This is a genomic window from Streptomyces chilikensis (assembly GCF_001642695.1).
In the GTDB taxonomy this organism is placed as follows: domain Bacteria; phylum Actinomycetota; class Actinomycetes; order Streptomycetales; family Streptomycetaceae; genus Streptomyces; species Streptomyces chilikensis.
Window position 1 is genome coordinate 1 of the sequence record NZ_LWCC02000176.1, and the last position, 13,054, is coordinate 13,054.

Here is a 13,054-nt window from a genome sequence, read left to right on the forward strand (position 1 = left end):
GGCCCCGCGCGGCGTGCGGCCCGGGAGGCCTTCGGCCCGGTCGGGACGGGGTCCGGCGCCGCGCCTGCGCGGCCGTGCGCGGGGCGGGCGCAGCAGGCCGCGCGGAGGCCGCGGGGCCCGGGCGAGTACGGTGTCGAGAAGATCGTCCGCGACCCGCGGGCGCACCGGATCCTGGAAGGAACCGACGAGACCATGCGCGTCACCACGGCCGGGGACATGACGGGGGCGTTCGGATGACCGACGTCCTCATCCGTGCGGAGGGCCGGGCCGGCCACATCACGCTCAACCGCCCCAAGGCGCTCAACTCCCTCACCCACGCCATGGTGCTGCGCATCGAGGAGGCGCTGACCGAATGGGAGCGTGACCCGGCCGTCGAGACCGTCGTCGTCACGGGGGCGGGGGAGCGGGGCCTGTGCGCGGGCGGCGACATCCGCGCCATCCACGACGACGCCCGCGACGGCGACGGCTCCGCCTCCGCCGCCTTCTGGCGCGACGAGTACCGCCTCAACGCCAGGATCGCCCGCTACCCCAAGCCGTACGTCGCCGTCATGGACGGGATCGTCATGGGCGGAGGCGTCGGCGTCTCCGCCCACGGCAGCGTCCGGATCGTCACGGAGCGGTCGAGGATCGCCATGCCGGAGACGGCCATCGGCTTCGTCCCGGACGTCGGCGGCACGCACCTGCTCGGCCTCGCGCCCGGCGAGCTGGGCACCTTCCTCGCGCTGACCGGCGATCAGATCGGCGCCGGGGACGCCCTGCTCTGCGGACTCGCCGACCACCACGTGCCGTCCGCCGCGCTCCAGGGCTTCGTGGACGACCTCGCCGGCCTGCCCGTGCGCGAGGCCCTGGCACGTCACGTACGGACGGCGCCCCCGGGAGACCTGGCGGACCGGAGGACATGGATCGACGCCTGCTTCTCCGCCGGCACCGTCGAGGAGATCGTCCGGCGGCTCCTCGCCCACGGTGACCCGACCGCCGCGGAGACCGCCCGGACGCTGCTCGACCGGTCACCGACCGCGCTCAAGGTCACCCTGGCCGCCCTCCGCCGCGCCCGCCGCCTGGGCACGCTGGAACGAGTCCTCGACCAGGAGTACCGCCTGTCCTGCACCGCCCTCACCACACCGGACCTGGTGGAGGGCATCCGTGCCCGGATCATCGACAAGGACCGCGCCCCGCGCTGGTCGCCCGCGACCCTCCAGGAGGTCACCGACGCGGACGTCGAACGCTGGTTCACGCCCCTCCCCGGGCGCGAACCGGGCCCCTTCGCGGACTTCCTCACCACCGGTGCCGCCGGGGGGACGGCCGGGTGAGCGGGGCCCGGCGGACGGCAGGCGCGGGGCGGAGCGGGACGGGGAGACGAATTCCCTGACCGAAACCCGTCCGCCAGGTGCCTCACCCGTCCGCCGGCCCAGCTCCGCCTGCCCGTCCGACCGGCCGGGTGGGGGTCGCCTCCTTCTCCGGAGCACGAGGTGTGGCATACCTCATGTTTGATCATGAATATTCCTCGTCCGGCGATTACGGCGATAATCCATCTCCGGCAATTGTCCATGAACTGGACATCGCGGATCGGTTGCGGCGTGAATCTCCCTGTTCTATTGTCGGCTTCGCCTGAGGCGGGGGTGCCGGGATTTACGGCCGGGTTCGGGCCGAGGGTTGAGCTTTATCGCCAGGTGCTAGTCGAATTGTCGCGGGCTGTTGAAGAACGTCCTTTCAACTCAGTTGGCGGGGGGCGATGTGCGTGCGATTAAGTGGGGGCCATGATTCCGCGCGGCGGGCGCGCGAGCTGAACGGACCGCCGGCGCGCGGCAGGCTTTCGGAGACGCTTCGCGCGTACCACTCGGCAACCGGATCCCAGCCCGGTGTGCTCGCCGCGCTGCGCGGTGAGGGCTGGCACTGGGCCGGCGCGAGCGGGGTCGCCGATGCCGTCACCGGGCGCGAGCTGCGCCCGACGGCCGCGGTGCGCGTCGCGTCGGTCACGAAGACCTTCACGGCGGCCGCGGTGCTGCGACTGGTGGAGCGCGGTGAACTGCGGCTGGACGAACCGGTCTCCGCCCTGGCCTCCGAAGAGGTCCTCGGCCTGCTGGCGGAAGGGGCCTACGAGCCCACGCGGATGACCGTGCGTCACCTTCTCCAGCACACCGCCGGGCTCTACGACTGGGGGAGCGATCCCGACTACGACGCGGAGGCGTTCGCCGACCCCGCTCATCGGTGGAGCCGCCTGGAACAGGTGCGATGGGCGGTCGAGCACGGCCGTCCGCTGGCGCCGCCCGGGGAGGAGTTCCACTACTCCGACACGGGCTACGTGATCCTCGGCGAGATCCTCGAACGGGTCACCGGGCGGTCGCTGGCCGCCGCGTACCGCGGGCTGCTGCCGCTCGGGGAGCTGGGTCTGGCCTCGATCCACCTGGAGTCCCTGGAGCCCACGCCCGCGGCCGGCGCGGAACGCGCGCACCAGTACGTGTCGGGTGCGGACCTGCTGGCCGTCGATCCGTCCTGCGACCTCTGGGGCGGCGGCGGACTGGTCTCGACGATGCCCGACCTGGCCGGATTCGTGCGGGCGCTGTTCAGGGGCGAGGTCTTCGAGCGGCCCGCCACGCTCGCGACCATGCTGGCGCCCGTCGAGGCGCGCGGCGCGCAAGGGCGCGGCATGGGGATCCGCACCCTTGCGCTGGGGCCGGGCAGGTGGTGGGGCCACTGCGGCTGCTGGGGCGTGGTCATGGCGTACGAACCCGATCGGGACCTGGCCGTCGCCACCACGGTGACCAGGATGCCCGGGAACCCGGACGACCGGCTTTCCGTCGGACGAGAGCTGATTCGGACGGTCCGGTAGGAAGCCGGGGGGAATCCGGCGGAAATCGAATGGCTTACCGAGGAACCGGGCCGGGAACGAATCCGGCCACTCATGTGGGTGCTCGAGAATTTCCGAATCCATGAAACCGCACAGGACAGGCGGAGCCATGCGCAGTCGTCCCCGCACGATCAAGACAACCGATTCCTTGTTGGAGAACGGCCTCATCTCCGAGGAGAGTCTGCCGGAGATCCGCGATGTGGCGAAACGGTATGCCGTGAGCATCACCGGCGTGATGCAGGAGCAGATCGCGCACGCGGACGATCCGGTCGCCCGTCAGTTCGTTCCGACCGGGGCCGAACTGGTCGTCGCGCCGGAGGAGCGCGCGGATCCGATCGGCGACGATCCCTTCACCCCGGTCAAGGGGATCACCCACCGCTATCCGGACCGGTTGCTGCTCAAGCCGATGCACCTGTGCCCGGTCTACTGCCGCTTCTGCTTCCGCCGCGAGGTGGTGGGCCCCGGCGAGGGGATGCTCGGTGCGGACGAGCTGGACGCGGCGCTGGACTACATCCGCTCCCACCCCGAGGTGTGGGAGGTCATCTTCACCGGCGGCGATCCGCTGATCATCTCGCCCACCAGGCTCCGCCCGATCATGGCGGCGCTGGACGAGATCGAGCACGTGAAGGTGATCCGGTTCCACACCCGGGTGCCGGTGGTCGACCCCGAGCGCGTCACGGACGAACTGGTGGACGTCCTCCGCACGGAGACTCCCGTGTGGGTGGTCGTCCACACCAACCACAGCCAGGAGATCGGCGAGGCGGCGCGCGGCGCGCTGAAGCGGCTCAACCGGGGCGGCATCCCGCTGCTGAGCCAGACGGTGCTGCTGCGCGGGGTGAACGACACCCCCGAGGCGCTGGAGGACCTGTTCCGGACCCTGGTGGCCAACCGGGTGAAGCCCTACTACCTCCACCACGGCGACCTCGCCCAGGGCACCGGCCACTTCCGCACCACCATCGACGAGGGCCAGGAGCTGATGCGCCGGCTGCGCGGGCGGGTGTCCGGCACCTGCCAGCCCACCTACGTCCTCGACATCCCCGGCGGCCACGGGAAGGTGCCCATCGGCCCGTCGTACCTGGAGGACCCCGAGGCCCCGGAGGGCGGCGACGGCGGGACGCGCCGCGTGACCGACCCGTGGGGCAGGACGCACCTCTATCCGCCGCGCGGCGACGGCGACGGCACCGGCGGCGCGCGGACGCCCTCGGCCGGCGGCGCCGTCGCGGAAGGGGACGAGGCCGATGACTGAGCGGCTCGCACCCCGGCCGGCCCCGGAACGCACCCCCGGCACCGTCGCCTTCGGTGATCCCGGCGGCACCACCTCGGCGCTCGCCTGGTCCGCGCCGGAGCTGACCGCCGACCGGGCGTGGGCGGCGCTTGCCCGGACCTACGCCGCGGAGGCGGCCGGGCGGCAGCGCGACTACGTGAAACTGCTGGTCAACGGGGAGCTGATCCGGGATCCGCAGTGCTGGCCGACCACCGGGGCGGACAGCGCGAGCCCGGCGTCCTGGCTCGCCCGGCAGGAGAAGTTCGGCGGGGACGACGACCTGTTCGTCTACGCGCGGACCGTCCAGGAGCACGACCGGGAGCTGTTCCGCGTCATCGTCGAACTGCTGGCCCCGCACGCGCCGCGCCTCGGGCTGCCGCCCGGCCACGTCGAGGCGGAGGTGTTCTACGGCGCCTACCGGAACACCCCGGGAGGCATCCACCGGGAGGGGTGCACCAACCTCCACCTGGTGCTGGCCGGCCGCAAGAGCATGCACTTCTGGCAGGGCACGGACTGGGTGCCCGAGGGGACGGAGCTGCGCGAGGACGTGGAGCCCGAGGACGAGGTGCCGGAGGAGTACCTGCCGAGCCTGGACCGGCGCTCCGTGCTGGAGCACGGCCACTTCCTGACCGCCACGGCCGGCAGCGGCTTCTTCTGGCGCAGCGGCATCTGGCACGTGGGCGAGACCCACGAGCCGTCCGTCGCGCTGAACATCGCCTCCTACACCCGGACCCTGGACGTCGAGGCCGAACTGCTCGTCCCGTGGCAGGACCGGCTGCACGGCGAGGTGCCCGCCCCCTGGCTGGCCGGCTACCGGGCGCACGTCTCGTTCACCGGCAGCGACGCCGCGCTGCTCGCCCGGCTGACCGCCCTCGGCATGCGACCGGCCCCGCCCGACGCCCCGCCGGCCGTGCCACGGTCCGTCAGGCGCGTGTCGACGGCCCCCGTGGTGTGGTCGCCGGCCGGGCCGGGGCGCCTGACCGTGGCCGCCCTGGGCCACGCCGCGGACTTCGCCGACGGACCGGTCCCGCGCGGATGGCTGGAAGCGGCGCTTTCGAACGGAGCCGCGGCGAACGACGTACCGCAGGAGTGCGGGCAGCTCGCCCAGTGGCTGTGCGCACAGCAGATTCTCGAACCGATGGAGGCATGATGAGCGACACGTCCCCGGCGGACACCTGGCAGCTGTCCGACACCGAGGTGTTCAGCAGGTACGGGAACGCCTTCGTACCGCGCCGGAGCGAGCAGACCGGCGCCGTGTGCGACCTGCTGGAGGGCATTCCCGTCCCGCACGTCCTCGACCTGTGCTGCGGTGAGGGGCGCCTCTCCGAGGAGTACCTGCGCCGCCACCCCGACGCCCGGGTCACGGTGCTGGACCGGTCCCCCGAGATGCTGGCGATGGCCGCCGAACGGCTCGAGCCGTTCGGCGGCCGGTACGACCGGGTCCAGGCCGACATCGAGGACCGGGCGTGGCGCTCCGGCGTGACCTACGGCGGCGTCATGACCTCGCTGGCGGTCCATCACCTCGACGGTGAGGGCAAGCAGGTCCTCTACCGGGACGTGCACGAGATGCTCGCGCCGGGCGGCGTCTTCGTCATGGCCGACCTGGTCGAGCCCGCCGGTCCGGCCGCCCGCAAGCTCGCCGGCGACCACTGGGACGAGGCGGTGCGGCGCGCGTCCGAGGAGCAGTTCGGCGGCGACGAGGCGGCCGTCATGTTCGAGAAGACCGAGTGGAACCACTACCGGCTCGTCGGCCCGGACCCCGTCGACAAGCCGTCCACGGTGGCCGAGCACCTGGACTGGCTGCGCGAGGCCGGTTTCGTCGAGGTCGACCTCGCCTGGATGTACGCGGGCCACGCCCTGTTCACCGCGAAGCGGAAGGCGGACTGAGTGACCGAGCAGCCGAACCGGACGATTCTGGCCAACATCGTCAGCGACATCATGGCCGACCGGCCGACGGACGCCTACCGCCGGGCGATGGCCGTGGTGACCCCCCGCAAGCTCTGGCAGGCCCGGCCCGGCGACTGCGTGGTCATGCTGGCGCCGTGCAGCTCCGCCTTCCGGGACTACGTCGCCGAGGTCGTCGGCCTCGACGTGGACCGGGTCGAGATCGTCGCGCCGTCCGAGATCCGTGGGGTGCACGCGCTGGAGGTCGCCGCCGACCTCGGGGCGCTGGAGCGGATCGCCGAGCGGCCCGAGCTGAAGCCGTTCGTCCTGGACGGGCCGGTCCTGGATTTCGGCCGCCGCACCGGGGTGCGCGTCCTGCCCTACACCCGGCTGCCCGAGGACGGCACGCTCGACGCGCTGCGCCTGATCAACACCAAGGACGGCTTCCGCCGGATCGCCGCCGGCCTGGGACTGCCCGTCGCGGACGGCGGCCACGCCGAGACCCCCGCCGAACTGGCGAGCCGCACGGCCGAGTTCCTGACCGACCACCCCGCCGCCATCATCAAGACCAACCGGGCCTCCAACGGCTACGGAAACACGGTGATCCGGCCGGACGCGCGGCGCTCGATCGAGCAGCAGGTCCAGGACGCCGTCGCCGGGCAGCCCGCCCGCGACTGCGGCTGGGTGTACGAGGAGTTCCTGCCGTTCACCGCCGCTCCGAGCATGGAGATGGAGGTCGGCGACCGCGGCGTCACCGACTTCTACAGCTGCGACCAGCGGACCGTGAACAACGCCTGGACCGGCATGGTGACGCCGGCCGCCGCCGGCCCCCACGACAAGGAGCTGCGCAGCGCGGCCGCGGCCATCGGCGGCTGGCTGCACGAGCAGGGCTACCGGGGCATCTTCGACGTGGACTGCGGTGTGTACGACGGCGGTTACGTCGTCACCGAGGCCAACGTCCGGCGCACCGGCGGCACCTACCTGGAGGAGCTGGCGCGCCGGCTGCGGCCCGGGGACTCGCCGGTGCACTGGCGGGCGGACGTCCGGCAGGGCACGGGCGGGCCGGACTTCGCCGACGCGGTCGGGAAGCTGGCCGCGGCCGGGCTCGCCGACCCCGCGGCCGACGCGCGGGCCGTGCTGACGGCCGACACCGTGGCCGTGGACGGCAAGTGGCGCTACCTGGTGGTGGGCAAGGACGACGCGTCCGTCGCCGAGGTCGAGCGGCACGTGGAACAGATACTGGGGATCGGGTGATGCTGCACTCCGCCCTCCACCCCGGGTTCAGCGCGGTGTCGGGAACCGGCGTCATCGCGCTGCGCGACATCCCCATGGGCACGGTCCTGTGGGGGCCGTGCCCGCAGTGCCGGACCTGGGACACCGCCGAACTGCGCGGCACGCCACCCGAAGTGATCGACTGGCTGGACGAGTTCGGCTACCGGCTGGCCGACCGGAGCCTGCTGCTGCCCTGCCGGGGCGCGCACCTGCTCAACCACTCCTGCGAGGCCACGGTCCTCGACCACGGCCTCGCGGGGGGCATCGCCGTCCGCGACATCGAGGCCGGCGAGGAGGTGACCGGGGACTACCGCACCTTCCGGTACGACGTCCCGTGGGAGTTCGACTGCCGCTGCCGGGCCGGGAGCTGCCCGGGAACCGTGCGCTCCTCGGCCGGCGACCCTCCCGGGGACCTGGCCGCGCAGTGGCAGCGGCGGATGGCGCCGGCCCTGGCCGCCGCCCGTACCGTCCCGCAGGAACTCCCGCTGAGAGCCGGCCAGGTGGACGGCGCACCGGCCGGCCGGCCCGGGCCGAAGGAGGCACCGTGACCGTTCTGCCCGACCAGGCGGCCGCGGCGCGGCTCCTGAGGATCGAGGACGTCCCCGCGGACTCCTGGCTGCCCCTGCTCGGCGAGCGGGACCTGTTCCTGCTGCCCGGCTGGATGGAGGTCGGTCCCGGCACCTACGGGGGCGGCCTGCGCGACGCCCGGGCCGCGCTGGCCGAACGCGACGGCACCGCGGTCGCCGGTACGGCCGGCTGGCTGTTCGACGGCGAGTGCACCGAGGACCTGTGCCGCCCCGACGTCCTCATGGAGATCCCCGCGCAGCGCGGCGCGCCCCTGTTCCCGACCCTGCTCGCCGGCGGTTGGTACGACAGCCGGGTCGCCCACCGGCTCGGTGACGGCGCGCCGGCCGACCTGGCGGCCGTGGTGGACGCCCTGGAGGGCTGGGGGGCGTCCGAGGGCGCGGCCTCGGTCTGCTGGCCCAGCGTGGACGAGCGCGAGAAGGAGCTGATCGCCCTCCTGAACGAGCGCGGCTACCGGCGCTTCCCGCTGAGCCCCCGCTGGGCCCTGGAGGGACCGTGGGCCGGGTTCGACGACTACCTGAAGCAGATCACCAGCAAGCGCCGCGTGTCGGTGCGCTCCGAGCGGCGCCGGGTCCGGGACGCCGGCATCACCTGCCGGACCGTCCCGCTCACCCGGGAGCTGGCCCGGCCGCTGGTGGAGCTGGCCGAGGAGAACGTGACCCGGCACGGCGGCCGGGTCGACCTCGACCGCTACGCCGAATGGGTGGCCGCGCTGACCGGGATCACGGACGGCCGGGCCGAGGCCCACCTCGCCGAACGGGACGGGCGGATCGTCGGCTGCGTGGTGTCCAGCACCTACGCCGGGCGGGTGTACGCGCTGTTCCCGGGCTTCGACTACGAGCAGATCGCCGGGCTGCCCGTCTACTTCGAACTCGCCTACTACCACCTGGTCGAGCACGCCGCGGCCCACGGCTTCCACGCGGTGGAGTACGGCCCGGCCGCGGACGAGGCGAAGCACCACCGCGGCTGCGTCGCCTACCGGCAGGCCCTGTGGATCCGGGGTCTGACCCCGCAGGCGGAGCGACTGCTCACCGAGGTCTCCGCCGACGCGGCCGAGCGGTCACCGGGCGGCGCCGCGGGCCCGGCACCCGCCGGGGGGAGCACGTGAGCGCGCCGAGCGCGGTGCTCGCGCCGGGCGGGCCGGGACTCGGCGGCGACACCCTCGCCGGGCTCCCGCTGCCGCCCGGCTGCCGGCGCCTGGTCGCGGAGAGCGACTGCGGAGGGGGCGACGACCCGTTCGCGCTCCAGACCGACCGGCTGCTCCGGCTGCTCGGCGCGGCCGGCGCCGAGGGACCGGTCCTGCTCGTCGCGCATTCCGCGGGCGTCCGGTCGGCTCTGCGCGCGGCGGCGCAGAGCCCGGCCCGGTTGACGGGGGTCGTCCTGATCTCCGCCCAGCTCCGGGACGGCACCGACCACCCCGAACTGCTGGAGCGGCGCCTCGACGCGCTCGAGGACCCGCTGCGGGAGACCGCGCGCCGGGCGCGGGCGACCGCGCCGGAGCAGGCACCCGCCGACGACGCCGCCCTGCGCGACCTCCTGATCGCCGACCTCGCGCTCACTCTGCCCGGCCTGGGACCGGCCCAGTGGGACTTCCTCGCCGCCTGCTCCCGGACCTGGAACCTCCACGCCGTCCGCGCCCTCCTCTCCGGGCGGCTGCCCGAGGACGACCTGGCGGAACCGGCCGGGCGGATCGGCGCACCCGTCCTCGTCGTCAACGGCGAGCAGGATCCGTGGGCCGGCGCCCCGTCGGCGCGCGAACTGGCCAGGGCGGTACCGGACGGAACGGTCCGGCTGGTACCCGGAGCCGGGCACGTGCCCTGGCTCGACGACCCGGAGACGGTGGGCCGGTTGCTCGCCGGGATGGCTGAGGAGACGACACCGACATGAGCTACCGCAAGGTCCTGACCGACCGGGTGTGCGCCCAGCTCGCCCTCTCGACCGCGGTCGGCAGGTTCGCCCAGGTGATGTTCGACGTCACCGTGGTGATCTTCGTGGTGGAGGATCTGCACCGCCCGGCGGCGGCAGGCCTGGCGGTCCTGCTCGCCACCCTGCCCGGCCTGCTGCTCAGCCCGCTGAGCGGCAGCTTCCTGCAGGGCCGCAACGTCACCGGATGGATGGCCGCCGACTACGTCATCAAGGCGGCGGCCACGCTGGGCATCGCCTTCGGCGCGTCGGCGGACTCCGGCGGCGTGTGGCTGCTGTGGGGGCTGGCCCTGCTGTCCTCGCTGACCAGCGCCTTCGGCAACGTCGCCTTCCGCAGCTACGTCGCGCTCTCGTTGCCCGCCGAGCTGCGCGGACCGGCCAACGGCCTCGACTCGATGATCGCCGGTCTCGCCGCGATGGCCGGACCCGCCCTGGCCGGCATCGCGGTCGCCGTGTTCGGCGGCCGGCACAGCGTGGCCGTGGTCGGCGTGGCCTTCCTGGTCGCGGCGCTGGTCGCGGCCGCCTCCGGGCGCACCACGCCGGAGGCCGGCGGCGAGGTCGGGCTGCGCAGCGCGGTGGAGGCCGTGCGGGGGATCCTGGTCCACCCGGTGCTGCGCGGCCTGACCGGGGTGTACTTCATGTACCAGGTCTCCGTCGGCGTCCTCGTGGTCACGCTGCCCCAGCTGGTCTCGGCCGGGTTCGGGGCGGACTCGTCCTGGGTCGGCATCAGCTGGTCGATCGCGGGCATGGCGGGCATCGTGGCCTCGCTGGCCGCCGGGCACCGGATCTCCGACGGTGCGGAGCGCCGCTTCCTGACCATCGGCGCCGCCGTGACCCTCGTCGGCGTCGCGGGCCTGTTCCTGCACTCGACCGTGTTCTGGCTGGCCGCGATGTTCGTGCTGCTCGGACTGGCCGTGGGCCCGATGGACGTCGGCCTGCTCAGCCTCCGCCAGAGGGTGCTGCCGGAGAACGGGGCGACCGCCGTGCTCGCCGTCTCCTCCAGCCTCAACATGGCCGGCTACCCGGCCGGCGCCATGGTCGGCGGTCTGGTGGCCGGGCTCGGCCTGGGAGCCCAGACCGGGGTGGCGGCCGGCTGCGCCCTGGCCGCGCTGCTCCTGTGCGCGCTGCTGCCGGCAGGCTCCCTCCACGCCCGGCGCACGTCGGCCGGCAAGACGGCCCAGGAGGCGGCCGAATCGCCCACTGCCTAGCGACTGCCCCGGAGAAGCCACCCGTCGAGGTGGCTGCCACGGTGAGATTCCTTGCTTTCTCAGAACCTTCCGACCTGTCACCTCTGATGGAAAGTACGGGAGAATGACGAAAATGGGAGCTGCCCGCTCGAGCACGACGTGCTCGTACCGTGTCGGCGTCGTCGCCGGCCGCGGTACGACCGGCCCATCCACCGACATGCCCGCCGGGCCGTCCGTACCGGGGGAGAGATCATGATCTCCCGGTTGTCCGACGGCGCGCCCGTCACGGGATCGGACGCGACCGGAACACTGCTCGCGGAACTCACCAGGAACGGACGGATCCCCCTCCGGCTCGCCCTCTCCCGGCTCACCGCCTGGGAGTCGTTACTGGTGCAGCACGTCCTGGGCCGCGGTGACGTCGAGTTCACGGCGACGGCGGAGCCGCCCGCACCCGGCCTGGTCCCGGTCACCAGGTCACCGCTGGCGGGCCTGTCGCTCTGGGCGCCGGGCGAGTCGCCCGAACCGTCCGCCGAGCGGCTGGGCGGCCTGCGCGTCCCGGCCGAGGTGCTCGACACGGTGGCCGAGGAGACCCGGGTGGTCGAGGACCGGGAGGCCGCCGACCGGCACGAGGCCGAGGAACTGCTGCGCACCTGGGAGAAGGACGGCGAACTGGACGACCGGCTCGCCCGGCTCGCCGACTGGGTGGAACGGGTCGAGAGCGTCTACCTCCTGATCGGCCGGGACGTCTTCTCGAAAACCGACGCGGGGACCAACACGTTGACCCGGGAAGGACTGCTGGCGAAGCTCAGGGAAAGCCCCGTCGCCGACTGGCGGCCGAGCGACCGGCTGTTCGTGGTGATGGCCCACTGCCTCTTCGTCAGCGGCCGTTCGGTGAGGTTCGAGGAATTCAACGGCCGGCAGTTCTCCGCCACCGGAGTGCGGAACTTCCTGCTCGACCGGCACGCCCAGTACTGCGCCGCGCTGGACCGCGCCCCGGGCAGCCCGGCCGGCCTTCCGCTGCTGGAGCTCGTCCGGCTCGTCCGGGAGCTGATGCACGACGTCGACCGCTCGCGGATGATGCGCTACCGGCGGATCAACGGGCTGACGTTCGTCAAGAACGAACGCCTGCTGGACTTCCCGCTGCCCCGCGACCCGCGGACGATGCCGGAGCTGGTCGCCCGGCACGGCCGGTCGAACCTCGGGGTGACCCCCAGCGGTGACGTCCGGGCGGACCTGCGGGCGATGACCCTGGCCGCCGCCGCACTCGACGCCGACGCCGACGCCGCCGACGCCGGCGGTGCCGGTGCCGGCTCCGCGCTCGGTGAACTGCTCGGCGCGATCGTGCTGTCCTCGATCGTGTCCACCGACGCCGACTACGGCATGAGCAGCTCCGTGCGCGACCTGTCCGCGCTGCGCGGAGCCCGGCCGGGCAGCGCGGACGGCGTGCTGGCGCTGAAGAAGGGGGACTTCTTCTGCTGCTGCCTGCCGCACCCGACCAGGATGGCCGGGACCGGGGACGAGACCACGCCGATCCTCTGGCGGGCCGCCCAGCGGATGATGTACAACCGCTGGCACTTCGCGCCGGGCGAGTACGACCGGGCGGAGATACCGGAGAAGCGGCACTACTTCTTCCCGCCGCAGGTGCCCGACATCGCGGAGCACGCCGAGCACCACCACGGAGGCCACGTCGCCTCCCGGGTGCGGTACACGATCCGCGCGCCCGGCGCGCAGGTCTGGCATCCGCCGTTCACCGTCTTCGGCCACGGCTACCGGGGCAGCTACGACATCCGGCTGGTCCGGATGGAGGGCCCGCCGTTCACCACGGCCGACATGGTCGAGGCGGTCCGCCACTGCTCCCTGGTGGACGAGCTGTGGCGCACCCTTGCCCGGGGCCTCCAGGACGGCACCCTGCGCGTCCCGCCGGTCGGCGGTTTCGACCGGGCCTGGTACGAGTCACGCGGCTGGGAGCGCCTGCGCCCGTACGCCCTCGCCGTCGGCGGTCCGGCGGGCGCGGCTCCCGCCTGACGCCACCGCGACGCCCGGGGCCTCCCCGGCGGGCCGGTCGGGAAGTCCCGCTTCCCGACCGGCCCG

At 73.5% G+C, this 13,054-nt stretch carries 11 protein-coding genes and 1 pseudogene; all 12 read left to right on the forward strand.

Annotated elements, in window-relative coordinates:
• Positions 1 to 237, forward strand: a pseudogene (locus A2U95_RS32225) (acyl-CoA dehydrogenase); the annotation flags it as partial.
• Positions 234 to 1,310, forward strand: coding sequence for an enoyl-CoA hydratase/isomerase family protein (locus A2U95_RS30700; protein WP_166029106.1), 1,077 nt, complete (start codon positions 234 to 236; stop codon positions 1,308 to 1,310). The pseudogene A2U95_RS32225 and the gene A2U95_RS30700, both read left to right, overlap by 4 nt.
• Before the next feature lie 422 nt (positions 1,311 to 1,732).
• Positions 1,733 to 2,830, forward strand: coding sequence for a serine hydrolase domain-containing protein (locus tag A2U95_RS30705; RefSeq protein WP_277351007.1), 1,098 nt, complete (start codon positions 1,733 to 1,735; stop codon positions 2,828 to 2,830).
• Between the two features lie 127 nt (positions 2,831 to 2,957).
• The gene (locus tag A2U95_RS30710) at positions 2,958 to 4,094 is read left to right on the forward strand and encodes a lysine-2,3-aminomutase-like protein (protein ID WP_166029110.1); all 1,137 of its coding nucleotides are present in this window, start codon (positions 2,958 to 2,960) and stop codon (positions 4,092 to 4,094) included.
• Positions 4,087 to 5,262: a hypothetical protein gene (locus tag A2U95_RS30715; protein ID WP_166029111.1), complete on the forward strand. Its 1,176-nt coding sequence runs from the start codon at positions 4,087 to 4,089 to the stop codon at positions 5,260 to 5,262. Before A2U95_RS30710 ends, A2U95_RS30715 begins: the two co-directional genes overlap by 8 nt.
• Entirely contained in the window at positions 5,262 to 5,999 is a 738-nt protein-coding gene (locus A2U95_RS30720) for a class I SAM-dependent methyltransferase (RefSeq protein ID WP_166029113.1), read from the forward strand. The genes A2U95_RS30715 and A2U95_RS30720 overlap by 1 nt, the downstream gene beginning before the upstream one ends.
• Positions 6,000 to 7,250, forward strand: a complete 1,251-nt coding sequence (locus A2U95_RS30725; protein WP_166029115.1) for a preATP grasp domain-containing protein — start codon at positions 6,000 to 6,002, stop codon at positions 7,248 to 7,250.
• Entirely contained in the window at positions 7,250 to 7,816 is a 567-nt protein-coding gene (locus A2U95_RS30730; protein WP_166029117.1) for an SET domain-containing protein-lysine N-methyltransferase, read from the forward strand. The genes A2U95_RS30725 and A2U95_RS30730 overlap by 1 nt, the downstream gene beginning before the upstream one ends.
• Positions 7,813 to 8,961 (forward strand): GNAT family N-acetyltransferase, encoded by a 1,149-nt coding sequence (locus A2U95_RS30735; protein ID WP_166029119.1) that lies wholly within the window; start codon positions 7,813 to 7,815, stop codon positions 8,959 to 8,961. The genes A2U95_RS30730 and A2U95_RS30735 overlap by 4 nt, the downstream gene beginning before the upstream one ends.
• The gene (locus A2U95_RS30740) at positions 8,958 to 9,740 is read left to right on the forward strand and encodes an alpha/beta fold hydrolase (protein ID WP_166029121.1); all 783 of its coding nucleotides are present in this window, start codon (positions 8,958 to 8,960) and stop codon (positions 9,738 to 9,740) included. Before A2U95_RS30735 ends, A2U95_RS30740 begins: the two co-directional genes overlap by 4 nt.
• Positions 9,737 to 10,984, forward strand: coding sequence for an MFS transporter (locus A2U95_RS30745; RefSeq protein ID WP_166029123.1), 1,248 nt, complete (start codon positions 9,737 to 9,739; stop codon positions 10,982 to 10,984). The genes A2U95_RS30740 and A2U95_RS30745 overlap by 4 nt, the downstream gene beginning before the upstream one ends.
• Before the next feature lie 231 nt (positions 10,985 to 11,215).
• Entirely contained in the window at positions 11,216 to 12,988 is a 1,773-nt protein-coding gene (locus A2U95_RS30750) for a hypothetical protein (RefSeq protein ID WP_166029125.1), read from the forward strand.
• Positions 12,989 to 13,054 lie beyond the last annotated feature (66 nt).

Excerpts from the sequence above, each read along its gene's own strand:
- A2U95_RS30700 (WP_166029106.1), top strand. The coding sequence starts at position 234 with ATGACCGACGTCCTCATCCGTGCGGAGGGCCGGGCCGGCCACATCACG.
- A2U95_RS30750 (WP_166029125.1), top strand. The coding sequence starts at position 11,216 with ATGATCTCCCGGTTGTCCGACGGCGCGCCCGTCACGGGATCGGACGCG.
- A2U95_RS30705 (WP_277351007.1), top strand. The coding sequence starts at position 1,733 with ATGTGCGTGCGATTAAGTGGGGGCCATGATTCCGCGCGGCGGGCGCGC.
- A2U95_RS30745 (WP_166029123.1), top strand. The coding sequence starts at position 9,737 with ATGAGCTACCGCAAGGTCCTGACCGACCGGGTGTGCGCCCAGCTCGCC.
- A2U95_RS30715 (WP_166029111.1), top strand. The coding sequence starts at position 4,087 with ATGACTGAGCGGCTCGCACCCCGGCCGGCCCCGGAACGCACCCCCGGC.
- A2U95_RS30720 (WP_166029113.1), top strand. The coding sequence starts at position 5,262 with ATGAGCGACACGTCCCCGGCGGACACCTGGCAGCTGTCCGACACCGAG.
- A2U95_RS30710 (WP_166029110.1), top strand. The coding sequence starts at position 2,958 with ATGCGCAGTCGTCCCCGCACGATCAAGACAACCGATTCCTTGTTGGAG.
- A2U95_RS30730 (WP_166029117.1), top strand. The coding sequence starts at position 7,250 with ATGCTGCACTCCGCCCTCCACCCCGGGTTCAGCGCGGTGTCGGGAACC.